The sequence below is a fragment of the Jeotgalibacillus haloalkalitolerans genome, from assembly GCF_034427455.1.
GTDB lineage: Bacteria > Bacillota > Bacilli > Bacillales > Jeotgalibacillaceae > Jeotgalibacillus > Jeotgalibacillus haloalkalitolerans.
This window is the reverse complement of the sequence record NZ_JAXQNN010000004.1, coordinates 1-16,751: the sequence shown is the minus strand read 5'-3', so window position 1 is coordinate 16,751 and position 16,751 is coordinate 1. Positions and strand designations below refer to the sequence as shown.

The following is a 16,751-nucleotide window of genomic DNA, read 5'->3' as shown; positions in this document are numbered from 1 at the left end:
AATTATAGCATTTCATCATATAAAAAGAAATATTTGTGTGTATGTACAGAAAGGAAGTTGAATCATGGAATATCAGTATCCGCTGTCAATGGACTGGTCGACAGAAGAAGTGATTGATGCAGTGAAATTTTATGAAGCTGTCGAAAAAGCTTACGAAAAGACAATTAAGAGAGAAGAATTTATGAGTCATTATAAACGGTTTAAGGAAATCGTTCCCGGAAAAGCAGAAGAGAAAACAATTGATAAGGAATTTCAAGAGATGAGCGGCTATTCGATTTACCGCACTCAGAAAAAAGCCAGGGAAGCTGCACCCGGGGATAAAATATCGATGAAAAAATAAAAAATGCGGGTGTGCATCTTTGGGCACCCGCATTTTTTATCTTATACAGCCTGCTGTACACGTGTACCCAGCTTGTATAGAGGCAGAAGCTCTGTCCAGGTTTGCAGAATGAGTTCACTTAATTCATCCTTACTCATTTTAATTGCTTCAGAAGCTTCAATTCTTCTCCCGGCGAGAAATTCCGCTTTCTTTACTTTTTCAAATCTTTCAAGAACATGTAAGATATCGCCTTCGTTCATCTCGCTGATTTTCTTGGCTTCTTTTTTCATATGATCAGCACTGATATAACCGTCCTCAGGCAGAACCTTCATCAAATCATCAAAGTTTTCAATCATTGTTTTCGCAATATTTTCTTTTTCAGGAAGCTCGTAAATAAAAGCTGTCCAGATAAAGAGGTGGTCACCCCAGAGTCCGAATTGAAAATGAGGCATTTTCTTATAGCCTCTTTTACTCGGTGCTGCTGCCATCCAGGTGTCATTTGGCGGATTAACTGAACGTCTGGCATGACGTGCGATGTGTAAATGCATCTCCTCACCAGTCTGTTCTGACAGTGCAGGAACCGTAAGATCACCTAGCTCCTGAAACTTTGGCTGAATCCTCGAACGGATACTTTCCATTCTTTCATCTAACCCATCAATATTAAATACTTCAAAATCTTTTGTACTGAAATACCCGGTCATGAACAACCCTCCGTTGTGTTATAAAACTCTTTGATCAGTTTGAGCTCTGCATATTTTGGCTATAATACATGTAACAGGCCGCCTGAAACTGAATTTATTCTAGCATATTTGATCTTTGCGAATAAACTGATTTGAATTGAATAAACTGCTTTAAACACAATAATTCAAGAGGAGTGAGAGGGTATGAAGCAGGTAATCCAGGTAACAAGAAAAAGAGACTATATTCAGGAGAGACTCGCTGTACTTAGAATGGAACTTGATTATGAACTGGCAGTATTATTTGAAGCCATGGAACTTGGGAATAACGATGATATCGACAGCACGAAGGAAAGATTGTCACTAATCCGCCATGAGATCAATGAACTGGACGGATTTGCAAGATGAAAGAATTAATTGTTAATGGGTTGAAGCAATGCTAAGACGAGCGCTTATTTGTTAAGCGTTCGTCTTAGCATTGCTTATGGTAGCAGTTTTCTTGATAAAGTCATCAGAATCCTCTACAGTTTAGTTTAAGATTGTTAGGTACTGGAGGTAGCTGGAATGGACAAAAACTGGAATGATATTGATGTTTTTGCAAAAGAGGCAATTAAAGAAGCAGGCCGTAAAATTATTGATTCTTTTGATGAAGTACTGAAAATACAGACAAAAACTAATGTAAATGACCTTGTTACAAATATGGACAAACAAATTGAAAAGTTTTTTGTAGAAATGATAGACAAGCAATATCCTGAACACAGAGTGATGGGTGAAGAAGGCTTTGGAGATCAGGTTGAGGATATGAAAGGCACTGTATGGATCATTGATCCGATTGATGGAACAATGAATTTTGTTCATCAGCAGAGAAACTTTGCGATTTCAATCGGTGTATTCCATGAAGGTGAAGGGGTTCTTGGCTATATATATGATGTGGTTTCAGATGAGCTTTACCATGCCCGGAAAGGTCACGGAGCTTTCCTGAATGATGAAAAGCTTTCCCCACTGAAGGATGTGCCCATTGAAGAAGCGATTCTTTCATTAAATGCAACATGGCTCGTGCCTAACAGAAAAGTTGACCATGAAACCTTTATACCATTAGTACACAGGGTAAGAGGGACAAGGTCATATGGATCGGCAGCCATTGAACTGGCTTATATTGCTGCCGGCCGCCTGGATGGATATATTACATTGAGGCTGTCACCGTGGGATTTTGCAGGTGGTAAAGTACTGATTGAAGAGGTTGGTGGCGTCGTAACAGACCTGAATGGTGAAGAGCTTTCAATGGTGGATCACTCACCTGTCTTTGCAGGTAACCCTGCTGTCCATCAGGAAGTGCTCAATCAATATTTAAAAAAATAAATGAAAAAACGTGCAGGAAATTGTCTGCACGTTTTTATTAATTCTCAGCCTGCTCACGATATTTCTTCTTCGTTTTGAACCCCATACCAAATACTGCAATGACAGCCAGTATAGACACAATGGCACCGATCGCACTGCGTTCAGCGATTGCTACACCAATACCGGACATTGCGATGACCGCGGCAAAAGCATATAGTAAAAATACTGCATTATTTTTCATCGTCATCCTCCTCTATAAAGCCATTCTACATAATTCATTTCTATATTTCCACCAATTGTGATACAATAGTACAGTTAGAAAAGATTAGAACGTAAAAACAGGAGTGAAATAATGACGAATATTAGGCAAGACTTACGAAACATTGCAATTATTGCTCACGTTGACCATGGTAAAACAACCTTAGTAGACCAGCTTTTGAAACAGTCAGGTATCTTTCGATCAAATGAGCATGTAGACGAACGTGCAATGGATTCGAATGACATTGAAAGAGAACGCGGTATTACGATTCTTGCGAAAAACACTGCGATTCAATATAAAGATACACGTATTAACATTCTCGATACACCGGGACACGCAGACTTCGGTGGAGAAGTAGAACGTATCATGAAAATGGTAGATGGTGTTCTGCTTGTCGTTGATGCATATGAAGGCTGTATGCCTCAGACGCGCTTTGTACTGAAAAAAGCGCTTGAGCAGAATCTTACACCGATTGTTGTCGTTAATAAAATTGACCGTGACGCTGCACGTCCTGCAGAAGTCATTGATGAAGTACTTGAGCTTTTCATCGAACTTGATGCAAATGAAGATCAGCTTGAATTCCCTGTTGTATATGCTTCGGCTATCAACGGAACGGCAAGTCTTGATCCTGAACAGCAGGATGAAACAATGGAATGTCTTTATGATTCAATCGTAGAGAACATCCCTGCACCAGTTGATAACAGCACTGATCCGCTTCAGTTCCAGATCGCCCTTCTTGATTATAACGATTACGTTGGCCGTATCGGAATTGGCCGTGTATTCAGAGGAACAATTGAAGTTGGACAACAGGTTTCACTTATGAAGCTTGACGGCAGTGTGAAAAACTTCCGTGTAACCAAAATCTTTGGTTTCTTCGGTTTGAAGCGTGAAGAGATCCAGTCTGCAAAAGCAGGAGATCTGATTGCAGTATCAGGAATGGAAGACATCAACGTAGGAGAAACAGTAACGCCTGTCAATCATCAGGAAGCACTGCCTGTTCTGCGTATTGATGAGCCTACACTACAGATGACTTTCTCTGTAAACAACAGTCCATTCGCTGGACGTGAAGGTAAGTTTGTGACTGCACGTAAGATTGAAGAGCGTCTTGAAGCACAGCTTGAGACTGATGTAAGTCTTCGTGTCGATCAGACTGATTCACCGGATGCTTGGGTCGTATCAGGACGTGGTGAGCTTCACCTGTCGATTCTGATCGAAAACATGAGACGTGAAGGATTCGAGCTGCAGGTTTCCAAGCCTCAGGTTATCGTACGTGAAATTGACGGTGTTCGCTGTGAGCCTGTTGAGCGCGTTCAAATTGACGTGCCTGAAGAAAATACAGGTTCAATTATTGAATCAATGGGTGCAAGAAAAGGCGAAATGCTTGATATGATCAATAACGGTAATGGTCAGGTACGTCTTGTATTTATGGTACCGGCACGCGGATTAATTGGATACACAACTGAGTTTATGACAATTACACGTGGATTTGGTATCATTAACCATTCATTCGACAGCTATCAGCCGATGCAGCAGGGCCGCGTAGGCGGACGCCGCGCAGGTGTGCTTGTATCAATGGATAAGGGTCAGGCGTCACAGTATGCGATCCTTGGTGTTGAAGACCGTGGTACGATCTTTATCGAACCGGGTACAGAAGTGTACGAGGGAATGGTTGTTGGTGAGCATACCCGTGAAAATGACCTGACAGTTAATGTAACGAAAATTAAAGCGGCAAACAATATCCGTTCTGCAAACAAAGAGCAGACTACAACGCTTAAAAAAGCAAGATTAATGACACTTGAGGAATCTCTTGAGTATCTGAATGATGATGAGCTGTGTGAAATCACACCAGAATCAATCAGAATCCGTAAGAAGATCCTTGACAAGAACGAACGTGAGCGTGCACAAAAGAAACAGAAGTACGCTGAAGCAGGTAAATAATTAAGAGGAGCTGACTGCCTCCATGGTAAATGTAGAAGACCGTTTATCGTTTTTTCCTGCGCTTTACAGAGTGGATGTAAATCCTGAGGCAGGAATGTGGTATCTTTACCTCACGATTATTCTATTATCAATTGTTGTTTATAAGCTCGGCTTTGCAAAAAAGCTGCCGCCATTAAAATCAGCACTGATCTACCTGTTTCTTATTCTGGGCTGTACAGTGCTGACGTTTCTGGCAGTATTTCTCCCGGTTACAGAAGGCCTGATCATTGCAGCGCTGATTCTGATTATTTATAAGATCAGACTAAGAAGGGAACAGGCTAAAGGGACAGTATAGAGTTTATATCCGACGTATGAAAGACAAAGACATCTGCTTATGCAGGTGTCTTTTTTTATGTGTAAAATCAGTAATGAATGCATAAATAATTGAGTGACATTTTTTATTAAATGTTTATTTAGAAACATTCTTTTAGAAAAAGTATGAATAATGATGAATATTAATTCTTTAAAATGCATAGTCTTAATCATCGTCAAATTTAGTCACCCGAATCAAAAAATCGTTCCATCAGGGGGTGTCAAGACACCTGTATAAAGGGATTTGTCAAAAAATATCTCACATCAGTGTGTAAAAAATAAAAAATTTTTCTTCTGCAAAAAAGTGCATAGTATCAACAATGAAAACGCATACATAATATCATAAAATTCTAATTTGTCTAAAAATTTAATTTTCAGCTGTTGACGGACTTGTATATCCGCGTTATGATTGTCAACAATTCAAGCCTACGGGCGACAATAAAGCGATGGAAGGAGTGAATAAGGTGAGTGAACAATTAATTTTTCTGGATGGAGAATATGTGTCAAAAGAAAATGCAAAAATCTCTGTTTATGATCATGGTTTCTTATATGGCGATGGGGTGTTCGAAGGTATTCGTTCCTACAATGGAAATGTATTCCGGCTCGAAGAACATCTTGTGAGACTATATGATTCTGCAAAATCAATTTTGCTGGAAATCCCTTATACGAAAGAGGAGATGCAGCAGATTGTGATTGAAACACTGCAGAAAAACAACTTGAAAGATGGTTATATCCGATTAGTTGTTTCACGGGGGGTTGGCAACCTTGGACTTGATCCATTTACTTGCAAAAGACCAAGTGTCATTGTCATCGCCGAATCCTTAGCACTGTTTCCGAAAAAGCTTTATGAAACTGGCATTGAAATTGTTACAGTTGCCAGCAGAAGAAACCGCTCAGACGTACTGAGTCCAAAAGTAAAATCTCTCAATTATTTAAATAACATCTTAGTAAAAATTGAAGCAGGACTTGCAGGAGTTCCTGAAGCACTGATGTTAAATGATCAGGGCTATGTAGCAGAAGGATCAGCTGACAATATCTTTATTGTCAGAGGGAACAAGATCCTGACGCCTCCAGGTTATGTAGGCGCACTGGAAGGCATTACGAGAAACGCCATTATTGAATTAGCTAAAGATAAAGGCTATGAGATGGAAGAAGCCGTTTTTACAAGACATGATGTATATGTAGCAGATGAAGTATTCCTTACAGGTACAGCAGCTGAAGTCATTGCAGTTGTTAAAGTTGATGGCCGTGTTGTAGGAGATGGTACTCCGGGTCAGGTAACAAACGATTTATTAGAATCATTTAGAGAATTAGTCATTAAAGACGGTGTGAAAGTATATAATTCAGCATTAAACGCCGGCTAAAAATTTATCGCTTAACTTTCGTGAGTTAAAGCACTTATACGTTAAATCATTGATGAGGTTAAAGTATGCAGCAAGCGGCATTTACAGAGAGCCGGGATTGGTGGAACCCGGTATTGCCAGCTGTGTATGACATCCCCTCGGAGTGGAACACTGAAATTTCAGTAGGTGTTCACGGACTTTTGTTCGTTATCAAAGAACAGTTTAACTGTTCATGAGGCAGCATTTGCTGCGAAGTAGGGTGGTACCATGAAAAGTCTTTCATCCCTATACAAAGGATCACGTATCTATTTGTATGGGATTGAAAGACTTTTTTATATGTCAATAAAAGGAATTAAAGGAGGCATGTTTCAATGAGTGTGCAAGTTAATACGAAACAGGCAGAAGCACTTGGCGGTGATGTAGAGAAGCAGGCAGTTCAGGGAGCAGATATATTTATCCAGTCACTTCAAAACGAAGGGGTGGAAATGATTTTTGGTTATCCGGGTGGAGCAGTACTGCCGATCTATGATGCATTATACAAAAATCCGATTCCTCATATTCTGGCAAGACATGAGCAGGGCGCAATACATGCTGCAGAAGGTTATGCGAGAGTTTCGGGTAAAACAGGGGTTGTCATTGCAACTTCCGGTCCCGGAGCGACAAACCTTGTTACCGGTATTGCTGATGCCATGATGGATTCACTGCCGCTCGTTGTTTTTACCGGCCAGGTTGCCAGTGCGGTAATCGGTACGGATGCATTCCAGGAAGCAGATATCGTAGGAATCACACAGCCAATTACCAAACACAATTATCAGGTAAAAGATGTGAATGATCTGCCAAGAATTATCCATGAAGCGTTTCACATTGCTTCAACCGGAAGACCGGGTCCTGTTCTGGTAGACATTCCAAAGAATGTATCAAACGAAATCTTTACAATGGCTGAAGTGAAACAGACTGAAGTGAACTTACCTGGTTATCAGCCAACCACTACACCAAATTTTCTGCAGATTCAGAAAGTGGCGCAGGCAATTCAGAAAGCAAAAAAGCCGCTTGTACTTGCAGGAGCGGGTGTATTACACGCTAAGGCTGCAGAAGACCTGACAGCTTTTATAGAACAGACAAAAATTCCAGTGACGAACACACTCCTGGGTCTCGGTACGATTCACGGAGAGCATCCACAGTTCCTTGGTATGGCCGGCATGCACGGTACATACGCAGCGAACATGGCAATATGTGAATGCGATCTGCTCATCAACTTCGGTGCCAGGTTTGATGACAGACTGACTGGAAATCTGGAACACTTCGCACCGAATGCGCAGGTCATTCACATTGATATTGATCCTGCTGAAATCGGTAAAAACGTTCCTACTGATATCCCGATAGTTGCTGATGCAAAGGAAGCAATCCAGGCATTACTCAAACTTGGCATTAGTACAGAAGGAATTGAACAGTGGACAGCTCATTTAAATGAAATGAAAGAGGAATATCCGCTGCATTATAAAAATGAAGAAGAAGGTATACTCCCTCAGGAAGCAATCGAGATGATACACAAGCACACTCGCGGTGATGCCATTGTCACAACTGACGTAGGACAGCATCAGATGTGGACAGCCCAGTACTATAAGTTCAATCATCCTGATCACTGGGTAACATCAGGCGGTCTTGGCACAATGGGATTCGGCTTCCCGGCAGCGATTGGCGCTCAGCTGGCTAAGCCGAAAGAAACAGTTGTTGCTATCACAGGTGATGGAGGATTCCAGATGACACTGCAGGAGCTTTCACTGCTGCAGGAAAGTCAGATTCCGGTGAAAGTCATCATTCTGAATAACCAGTGTCTCGGAATGGTACGCCAGTGGCAGCAGACTTTCTATCAGGAAAGATACTCTGAGTCACTGATGCCATCCCAGCCGGATTTTGTCAAACTGGCTGAGGCATACGACATCGAGGGTTACAAAGTAACAAGCCTTAATGAAGCAGATGCGGTATTTGAAAAAGCGTTAAATTCAAATAAACCAGTCCTGATCGACTGCAGAGTCAAACAGATTGAAAATGTATACCCAATGGTTGCACCAGGAAAAGGGTTGCATGAAATGTTAGGGGTGAAACCATGAAACGAGTGATCACAACAACCGTTATTAACCAAAGCGGTGTACTGAACCGGGTGACCGGATTGCTAATGAAAAGACAGTTCAACATTGAAAGCATCACAGTAGGGCACACTGAACAGCCTGGCATTTCAAAAATGACATTCGTTGTTCATGTAGAGGACCAGAGAAAGCTTGAACAGCTCTTAAAGCAGCTGCAAAAACAGATTGACGTGCTGAAAGTAAATGACATTTCAGATAAAGCCATTGTTACGAGAGAGCTCGCACTGATTAAGGTGCTCTCGCCGCCGGCAGTCAGAAGTGAGATCACAAGTATCATTGAACCATTCAGAGCGACTGTCATTGATATGAGTAAAAATGTCATCACCGTTCAGGTAACAGGTGATCCTGAAAAAGTAGAGGCATTTATCGACCTGGTCAGACCATACGGCATCAAAGAAATGACCAGAACAGGCGCAACAGCCTTTGTCAGAGAAAACCAGAAAACACCATCCCAGCAATTATCAATTTTATAAATTATTGATTAGTAAATTGATTGATTAAAATGAATACTTTTGAAATCCACAATAGCTGAAACTCTACGTTACGGACGTAGACTCCCGCCCCGGGAAAGGAGTGGTGAGATCCCGCAAGGCGCAGCCTGAGGAAGCTCACCGTCCGGGGGCAGGAAAGCGTAGTCCTCCACGTAGAGATTCAGCGGTTATTGAAAACTAAAACTCAAACAAACACTGGAGGAATTTATCATGGTAAAAGTTTATTACAATCAGGACATCAACAGCTCACTAGAAGGCAAAAAAGTAGCAGTAATCGGATACGGATCACAAGGTCACGCACACGCACAAAACCTTAAAGATACAGGTCATGACGTAGTAGTCGGCGTAAGAAAAGGGAAGTCATGGGAGCAGGCTGAACAGGATGGACTCGAAGTAAAAACAGTAAGAGATGCAGCTGAAGAAGCAGATATCATCATGGTTCTTCTTCCGGATGAAAGACAAACGCATGTATATGAAGAAGAAATCAAGCCGGGTCTACGCGCAGGTAAATCACTTGTATTTGCACACGGTTTTAACGTTCACTTCAACCAGATCGTTCCACCGTCTGATGTAGATGTATTCCTTGTTGCACCTAAAGGCCCTGGACACCTGGTCCGCAGAACATTCGAATCAGGCGCAGGTGTACCGGCACTGTTCGCAGTCTATCAGGATCAGTCAGGTCAAGCTGCTGAAACAGCACTTGCTTACGCTAAAGGAATCGGAAGCGCGCGTGCAGGTGTACTTGAGACAACATTTAAAGAAGAAACTGAAACAGATCTATTCGGAGAGCAGGCAGTACTTTGTGGAGGACTTACTTCACTTGTGAAAGCAGGATTTGAAACACTTGTAGAAGCAGGCTATCAGCCGGAACTTGCATACTTCGAATGTTTGCATGAGCTGAAGCTGATCGTTGACTTAATGTATGAGGATGGCATGAGCGGAATGAGATATTCAATCTCAGATACAGCTCAGTGGGGAGATTTCGTATCGGGTCCGCGTGTCGTTGATGCAGATACGAAGAAGCGCATGAAAGACATCCTGACAGATATCCAGGACGGAAAGTTTGCTAAAGGATGGCTGCTTGAGAATCAGCTGAACCGCCCGGAATTCACAGCAATTGCTAACCGAGAGAACGAACATCAGATCGAAAAGGTGGGTCGAGAGCTGCGCAGCATGATGCCATTTGTTAAAGCAGGTAAAGAAAAACAGAAGGAAGTGGTTGCGAGTGCGAAAAATTGATGTATTCGATACAACGCTTAGAGACGGTGAACAGTCAGCCGGAATAAACCTGAACACTGCAGAAAAACTTGAGATTGCCAGACAGCTTGAACGTTTTAATGCCGATGTGATTGAAGCAGGATTTCCTGCTTCATCACAGGGTGATTTCGAAGCAGTTAAAAAAATCGCGCAAACAGTTAAAGGTTCAATTGTGACAGGACTTGCGAGATCAGTAAAAAGCGATATTGATACTTCCTGGGAAGCACTTAAATACGGTGAGCAGCCACATATTCATATTTTCCTGGCAACGTCACCGATTCATATGACGCACAAATTAAAAAAGACGCCTGATCAGGTGGTTGATATCGCAGTTGAATCTGTGAAATATGCCAAAAAGCATTTTCCGCTTGTGCAGTGGTCAGCTGAGGATGCATTCAGATCAGACCCTGACTTTCTTGTCAGAGTCGTTAGGGAAGTCATTAAAGCGGGTGCGACTACGATTAATCTTCCGGATACAGTCGGTTATGCAACACCTTCTGAGTATGGGGCGATGTTCAGACATTTGAAAGAAAATGTTCATGGCATTGATCGTGTAAAACTTTCAGCGCACTGCCACAATGACCTTGGAATGGCCGTGGCGAATACAATCGCAGCGATTGAAAATGGTGCAGATCAGGTTGAAGGCACAATCAACGGTCTTGGTGAACGTGCAGGGAATGCTGCGCTTGAAGAGCTTGCAGTAGCCCTTCATATCAGAAAAGATAAATTCACATTTGGCACTGATGTCAAATTAGATGAAATCAAACGTACGAGCCAGCTTGTTAGCCAGCTGACAGGAATGGCAATCCAGGCAAACAAAGCAGTCGTTGGTAAAAATGCATTTGCTCATGAATCAGGAATTCACCAGGACGGCATGCTGAAAGAACGCACAACGTATGAGATTATAACACCTGAACTGATCGGTGAAAATTCAACACAAATCGTACTCGGAAAACATTCCGGTCGTCATGCATTCAAAGACAAGGCGATTGCACTTGGCTTTGAGCTGAGTGATGAAAAGATTACTGAAGCATTTAAAGCATTTAAAGCACTTGCTGATAAGAAAAAAGAGATTTCAGAAGATGATCTGTACGTATTGTTAACAGATCAGCAGATTCAGGAAGAAGAAGTTCCGGTATATGAACTGAAATCAGTACAGGTTCAATACGGTAATGGAAGCATTCCGACCGCTTCAGTATCAGTCATCTCACCTGATGGTGATCTGCTGCAGGAAGCATCTACCGGATCAGGCAGTGTAGAAGCAATTTGTAATACGCTGGAACGTCTGGTGAAGGGGAAAGTTCATCTGCTTGATTATCGTGTTACTTCTATTGGAAAAGGACGCGACGCACTTGGAGAAGCAGTTGTGAATATGACGTATAACGGAAAATCGACGACAGGTCGTGATGTTGCTCAGGATGTACTTGAAGCTTCAGCTAAAGCTTACCTGAATGCCATCAACAGGCAGCTGGTCAACGAACGCAAGAGATCTTACGCAAAAACTGTATAGCAAAGGGGAGGAATTATCATGAAGAAAACAGTAGCAGTTCTACATGGAGACGGAGTTGGACAGGAAGTAACAGAGGCAGCAGTGAAAGTTCTCCAGTCAGTTGGACGGAGATTTGACCATACATTTGAGGTTGAAGAAGGGCTGATTGGTGGAATTGCTATTGATGAAACAGGTGATCCTCTGCCAAAAGAAACACTTGAGGTTTGTGAGAAAAGCGATGCAGTTTTACTTGGTGCAGTTGGAGGTCCGAAATGGGACCAAAACCCTTCAGCACTCCGCCCGGAGAAAGGACTTCTTGGCATCAGAAAACACTTTGGATTATTTGCTAACCTGAGACCGGTTAAAGCGGTCAAAGGCATGAGTGAAGCATCTCCTCTAAAGGACCATCTGTCAAAAGACGTTGATATGATGATTGTTAGAGAATTAACAGGTGGACTTTACTTTGGTGAACCAAAAAGAAAAACCCATAACGGAGCGGTTGATTCATTGACGTATTCACGTGCAGAAATCGAGCGCATTGTTGAACAGGGATTCGAGCTGGCACGCCTTAGAAAAGGAAAAGTAACATCTGTCGATAAAGCAAACGTTCTTGAAACAAGTAAGCTGTGGAGAGAAGTAGTGGAAGAAAAGAAAGCACATTATCCGGATGTTGAGGTCGAACACCTGCTGGTTGACGCTGCAGCAATGAAACTGATTACCCAGCCTGCATCATTTGATGTAGTTGTGACTGAGAATCTGTTTGGAGATATCCTGAGTGATGAAGCATCCGTACTTACTGGATCGCTTGGTATGCTTCCTTCAGCAAGTATCCGTTCTGACGGCTTCGGTCTATACGAACCCGTACACGGTTCAGCGCCTGATATCGCCGGAATGAATATTGCCAATCCATCTGCAGCCATTCTGTCGGTTGCAATGATGCTTAAATATTCATTTGGAATGGAAACAGAAGCGTCTGCTGTTGAAACAGCTGTATACAGCGTGTTTGACGATGGATATTGTACAACGGATGTTCAAAAAGCAGGACACAGAGTACTGAGCACATCCGCTTTTGCAGATAAAGTAATTGAAGAACTTGAAAGAGAACTGGTATCAGATCATATCTTGTCTGCTTATGTATAAGTGAGGAGGGAACAGTCTTATGGCGAAGACGATTATTGAAAAAGTTTGGAACGACCATATTGTATATGAAGAAGAGAATAAACCTGATCTTCTCTATATTGATCTGCACCTGATCCATGAAGTGACTTCACCGCAGGCATTTGAAGGATTAAGGTTACAAGGAAGAAAAGTCAGAAGACCTGATTTAAGCTTCGCCACGATGGACCATAACGTGCCCACTAAAAATCGTGAAGTGATTAAAGACCCGGTGTCAAAGCAGCAAATGAACACGCTGGCAGATAACTGTAAGGAATTTGGTATACCACTTGCTCACATGCATCACCCTGATCAGGGAATCGTTCACGTCATCGGTCCTGAACTCGGTCTGACTCAGCCGGGTAAAACAATCGTCTGCGGTGACAGCCATACTTCAACGCACGGTGCATTCGGCGCGCTGGCATTTGGTATCGGTACAAGCGAAGTTGAACATGTATTATCTACCCAGACACTCTGGCAGTCAAAGCCGAAGACGATGGAAATCAGAGTGGAAGGTGAACTCGGGTTTGGTGTAACAGCTAAAGATGTGATTCTTGCCATTATCTCTAAGTTCGGCGTTGATGCAGGAACAGGGTACGTTGTGGAGTATACAGGTGATGCGATCAGAAAGATGTCGATGGAAGAGCGTATGACAGTATGTAATATGTCGATTGAAGCAGGTGCCCGTGCAGGATTGATCAGTCCTGATGAAACAACAGCTGAATTTTTAAAGAACCGTGCACATGTACCGGCTGAGCAGTATGAGGAATTGAAAGATAAATGGCTCAGCTATGCTTCTGATGAAGGGGCTGTTTATGATCAGACATTGACTATTCATGCAGATGAGATCGAACCGTTTGTGACGTGGGGAACGAACCCGTCAATGGGATCAGGTATCTCGGCTACGGTTCCAAGGTCTGAAGACTATTCGACTCAATCAAAAAAAGAAGAGCTGAAGCAGGCGCTGACCTATATGGACTTATCAGAGGGAATGCCGATTACTGATATCGAAATCCAGCACGTGTTTATCGGTTCATGCACGAACTCGCGTATCGGAGATTTGAGAGCAGCAGCTAAAGTAATTGAAGGTAAGAAGGTTCATGAGAATGTAACGGCAATTGTCGTGCCTGGATCATTTACAGTGAAAATCAAAGCCGAAGAAGAAGGGTTAGACAGGATTTTCAAGGAGGCAGGTTTTGAATGGCGTGAATCAGGATGCAGTATGTGTCTTGCGATGAACGACGATATCGTTCCAGCCGGTGAACGCTGCGCATCAACTTCTAACCGTAACTTTGAAGGGAGACAGGGTGCAGGATCCAGAACTCACCTTGTCAGTCCTGCAATGGCAGCAGCAGCAGCTGTTGAAGGCAAATTCACAGATGTCAGAAAGCTTCACGTACATGCATAAGGAGGGAAGTTGATGGAACCGGTAAAAAAATTAACAAGCAATATAACACCGCTTGACCGTATCAATGTTGATACCGATCAGATCATACCGAAGCAGTTTCTGAAAAGAATTGAACGTACTGGATTTGGTCAGTTTCTCTTTTATGGCTGGCGCTTTAATGAAGATGGAACACCAAATCAGGATTTTGTATTAAATAACCCTACCTATAAAGGATCTGAAATTCTGGCAGCGGGTGAAAACTTTGGCTGCGGTTCTTCAAGAGAACACGCTCCCTGGGCACTGCAGGACTACGGTTTTAAAGTTATTATTGCACCAGGTTTCGCGGATATTTTTTACAATAATTGCGTAAAGAATGGTATACTCGCAATCAGACTTCCGGAAGCGGATAAAGTCATAAAGGCAGGAAAAGATGGAAAGGCTGCTACTGTTGATCTTGAATCACAAACCGTTACTTGTGATGGTGAAACGTGGCACTTTGAAATTGATTCTTACTGGAAACAGATGCTTCTGAATGGCTGGGATGAAATTTCAATTACATTTCAGTATGAAGAAGCGATCAGGAAATATGAAGAGTCACACGTCTAATTAAAATGAGAGGATGATCAACTTGGGAATTTCTATAACACGAGCGCATTATTTGACGCAGCAGAAGAACTAAGCAGTTATGTACACAGAACGCCATGCAAACAGTCTGAAACACTGAATAAGATGACTGGACAGCAGGTATGGATGAAGCTTGAAAACCTTCAGAAAACAGGTTCATTTAAAGTCAGGGGAGCGATGAATAAAGTATCTTCACTGACTGAGCTTGAGTGTAAAAGAGGTATTATCGCGGCATCAGCCGGTAACCACGCGCAAGGTGTGGCACTTGCAGGTCAGAAAAAAGGGGTGGAAGTGACCATCTTTATGCCACTTTCAACGCCTGAGACAAAGGTAAACGCCACGCGTGAGTATGGTGCTGAAGTTGTCCTTACTGGTGAATCATTTGATGAGGCATATGCAGCAGCCTGCAAAAAGCAGGAGGAAACAGGTGCTGTTTTTATTCACCCATTTGATGATCTTAAAATCATTGAAGGGCAGGCAACTGCTGCACTCGAAATGCTGCAGCAGTGTCCGCACCTTGAAAGAGTATTTGTGCCGGCAGGAGGAGGCGGATTACTGGCAGGTACTGCGCTTGCTGTTAAAGCGCTGAAGCCATCTGTAAGAGTAATCGGCGTGCAATCTGCATCAGCACCGGCGATCGCAGCGTCGTTCTTTGGACAGTCCAGCAGTGAAGTGCCGTTTTTACCAACAATTGCTGAAGGAATCAAAGTAAAATCACCCGGTAAACTGACAACTTCTATCATCAACAAATACGTAGATGATATGGTGACAGTAACAGAAGGTGAGATTGCTAAAGCCATCCTGTTTATGCTTGAAAGAGAAAAAATGATGGTTGAAGGAGCAGGTGCTGCGGGTATTGCAGCTCTTCTCAGCAATACATTATCTTATTCAGGTCAGACAGGCGTCATTGTGAGCGGCGGAAATTTTGATGCAGCTAAACTCGGTAAATGTATTGAATTAGCCGGGGAAGTGAAGGAACCAAAGCGCAAGTTGATTATTTAACATATTAAGAGCCTGAGACTGTATGCTGTCTCAGGCTCTTAATTATTTCGCTGCACTATAGGTTTTTAATCAATTCATTTTTTCGTTTGAAAAATGAATTAGTCTTGTTACTTAAAAGTCTTTTTCAATTTTCCTTGAGCTCTTGTATTGCTTAAAATTACCGGTAGCGATCCGTTTTTTTGTTTTACTTTCAATACGTGTGTTGCATTCCTCGCACAGGTAAGTGTGAATCGGCCGGTTGCGGAGCTTTTTGGCAAGTGGACTGAAATCTTCAATTGATTCGATTTTATCGCATAAAAAACATTTAACTCTCATGACAAAGCTCCTTTTTACAGTTCTTTTGAACATATTATAACACGAGGCAGCGGGGAACTGTTAAGGGAAGAAAATGTGCTGTATAATAAACCAAAAAAGGAGTGATGTTGTGGCTAACAGAGTTGAAGATCATCTGACACCGGGCTTATATGAGGAGTTTTTACATGAGCGGTTTGTGCAGCTGGCAACAGTGGATGCGCAGACTGGAGGTACAAATATTGCTTCTCTGTCATGGGTACATGCAAAGGATGAGTCAGTGCTGATCTTTGCGGTGGACCACCGTTCAAGAATCATTCAGAATATCGAAAAACAGCCACTCTGCTCACTCTCGATCATTGCAGGTGGAAGCACTTATTCTATCAGTGGCAGAGCGAAAGTGGCGGGTCAGTCATCGGCAGACGTACCAATCGGTCTTTCAATTATCCGTCTTGAGATAGACGAAGTGCGGGATGTTATGTTTTACGGCGCAAAAATCGTTACAGAACCTGCTTTTGCCAAAACATATGACGAACAGGCTGCAAGAAACCTTGACCAGCAGGTGATGGAGGAATTAAAAAAGCACTGAGCGAATGAACTGCACCTCCAATTGTTAGACACACATAACAATTGGAGGTGTAGTTTTTTATGGCAAAGTATCTTTTAGAAACGAAAATTGCGGC

At 42.5% G+C, this 16,751-nt stretch carries 17 protein-coding genes, 1 pseudogene and 1 other annotated feature; of the genes and pseudogenes, 15 read left to right on the top strand and 3 right to left on the bottom strand.

The window, feature by feature from the left end; translation table 11 throughout:
- Positions 1-64 precede the first annotated feature (64 nt).
- On the top strand, positions 65-340 hold the full coding sequence (locus UFB30_RS11650) for a UPF0223 family protein (protein WP_322421877.1): 276 nt from the start codon (positions 65-67) through the stop codon (positions 338-340).
- A gap of 41 nt (positions 341-381) precedes the next feature.
- Here the strand turns inward: UFB30_RS11650 and UFB30_RS11645 are convergent, their stop codons facing one another.
- Positions 382-1,020, bottom strand: coding sequence for a YktB family protein (locus UFB30_RS11645; protein WP_322421876.1), 639 nt, complete (start codon positions 1,018-1,020; stop codon positions 382-384).
- 183 nt (positions 1,021-1,203) lie between these two features.
- Here UFB30_RS11645 and UFB30_RS11640 point away from each other — a divergent pair, with 183 nt between their 5' ends.
- Positions 1,204-1,404 (top strand): YkzI domain-containing protein, encoded by a 201-nt coding sequence (locus UFB30_RS11640; RefSeq protein ID WP_322421875.1) that lies wholly within the window; start codon positions 1,204-1,206, stop codon positions 1,402-1,404.
- A 156-nt stretch (positions 1,405-1,560) separates the two neighbouring features.
- Positions 1,561-2,355, top strand: a complete 795-nt coding sequence (locus tag UFB30_RS11635; RefSeq protein ID WP_322421873.1) for an inositol monophosphatase family protein — start codon at positions 1,561-1,563, stop codon at positions 2,353-2,355.
- 37 nt (positions 2,356-2,392) lie between these two features.
- Here UFB30_RS11635 and UFB30_RS11630 read toward each other — a convergent pair whose 3' ends face one another.
- A complete protein-coding gene (locus UFB30_RS11630) occupies positions 2,393-2,575 on the bottom strand; it encodes a YlaF family protein (RefSeq protein WP_322421872.1) in 183 nt (60 codons plus the stop codon).
- A 111-nt stretch (positions 2,576-2,686) separates the two neighbouring features.
- Here UFB30_RS11630 and typA point away from each other — a divergent pair, with 111 nt between their 5' ends.
- The 11 genes and pseudogenes from typA to UFB30_RS11575 form a co-directional block, all read left to right on the top strand.
- On the top strand, positions 2,687-4,531 hold the full coding sequence (gene typA, locus UFB30_RS11625; RefSeq protein ID WP_322421871.1) for a translational GTPase TypA: 1,845 nt from the start codon (positions 2,687-2,689) through the stop codon (positions 4,529-4,531).
- Between the two features lie 22 nt (positions 4,532-4,553).
- A complete protein-coding gene (locus UFB30_RS11620) occupies positions 4,554-4,865 on the top strand; it encodes a YlaH-like family protein (RefSeq protein WP_322421870.1) in 312 nt (103 codons plus the stop codon).
- A gap of 481 nt (positions 4,866-5,346) precedes the next feature.
- Positions 5,347-6,246 (top strand): branched-chain-amino-acid transaminase, encoded by a 900-nt coding sequence (gene ilvE, locus UFB30_RS11615; RefSeq protein ID WP_322421869.1) that lies wholly within the window; start codon positions 5,347-5,349, stop codon positions 6,244-6,246.
- 40 nt (positions 6,247-6,286) lie between these two features.
- Positions 6,287-6,515, top strand: a binding site (T-box leader).
- 81 nt (positions 6,516-6,596) lie between these two features.
- Positions 6,597-8,336 (top strand): acetolactate synthase large subunit, encoded by a 1,740-nt coding sequence (gene ilvB, locus UFB30_RS11610; protein WP_322421868.1) that lies wholly within the window; start codon positions 6,597-6,599, stop codon positions 8,334-8,336.
- Positions 8,333-8,845 carry an acetolactate synthase small subunit gene (ilvN, locus tag UFB30_RS11605; protein ID WP_041122272.1) on the top strand — a complete coding sequence of 171 codons (513 nt, stop codon included), beginning with the start codon at positions 8,333-8,335 and terminating at the stop codon, positions 8,843-8,845. The genes ilvB and ilvN overlap by 4 nt, the downstream gene beginning before the upstream one ends.
- Positions 8,846-9,073: 228 nt before the next feature.
- The gene (gene ilvC, locus UFB30_RS11600; RefSeq protein ID WP_322421867.1) at positions 9,074-10,102 is read left to right on the top strand and encodes a ketol-acid reductoisomerase; all 1,029 of its coding nucleotides are present in this window, start codon (positions 9,074-9,076) and stop codon (positions 10,100-10,102) included.
- A complete protein-coding gene (locus tag UFB30_RS11595; protein ID WP_322421866.1) occupies positions 10,089-11,630 on the top strand; it encodes a 2-isopropylmalate synthase in 1,542 nt (513 codons plus the stop codon). The genes ilvC and UFB30_RS11595 overlap by 14 nt, the downstream gene beginning before the upstream one ends.
- An 18-nt stretch (positions 11,631-11,648) precedes the next feature.
- Positions 11,649-12,749 carry a 3-isopropylmalate dehydrogenase gene (leuB, locus tag UFB30_RS11590; protein WP_322421865.1) on the top strand — a complete coding sequence of 367 codons (1,101 nt, stop codon included), beginning with the start codon at positions 11,649-11,651 and terminating at the stop codon, positions 12,747-12,749.
- A 19-nt stretch (positions 12,750-12,768) separates the two neighbouring features.
- The gene (leuC, locus tag UFB30_RS11585) at positions 12,769-14,172 is read left to right on the top strand and encodes a 3-isopropylmalate dehydratase large subunit (protein ID WP_322421864.1); all 1,404 of its coding nucleotides are present in this window, start codon (positions 12,769-12,771) and stop codon (positions 14,170-14,172) included.
- A 12-nt stretch (positions 14,173-14,184) separates the two neighbouring features.
- Positions 14,185-14,757: a 3-isopropylmalate dehydratase small subunit gene (gene leuD, locus UFB30_RS11580; protein ID WP_322421863.1), complete on the top strand. Its 573-nt coding sequence runs from the start codon at positions 14,185-14,187 to the stop codon at positions 14,755-14,757.
- Positions 14,758-14,838: 81 nt separating this feature from the next.
- Positions 14,839-15,777: pseudogene (locus UFB30_RS11575) on the top strand (threonine ammonia-lyase); the annotation flags it as partial.
- Positions 15,778-15,888: 111 nt separating this feature from the next.
- Here UFB30_RS11575 and UFB30_RS11570 read toward each other — a convergent pair.
- Complete coding sequence (locus tag UFB30_RS11570; RefSeq protein WP_322421862.1) at positions 15,889-16,092, bottom strand: YlaI family protein; 204 nt, start codon at positions 16,090-16,092, stop codon at positions 15,889-15,891.
- A gap of 109 nt (positions 16,093-16,201) precedes the next feature.
- On the opposite strand from UFB30_RS11570, the gene UFB30_RS11565 reads away from it, so the two are divergent.
- Positions 16,202-16,657 (top strand): pyridoxamine 5'-phosphate oxidase family protein, encoded by a 456-nt coding sequence (locus tag UFB30_RS11565; protein WP_322421861.1) that lies wholly within the window; start codon positions 16,202-16,204, stop codon positions 16,655-16,657.
- Positions 16,658-16,751: the final 94 nt, after the last annotated feature.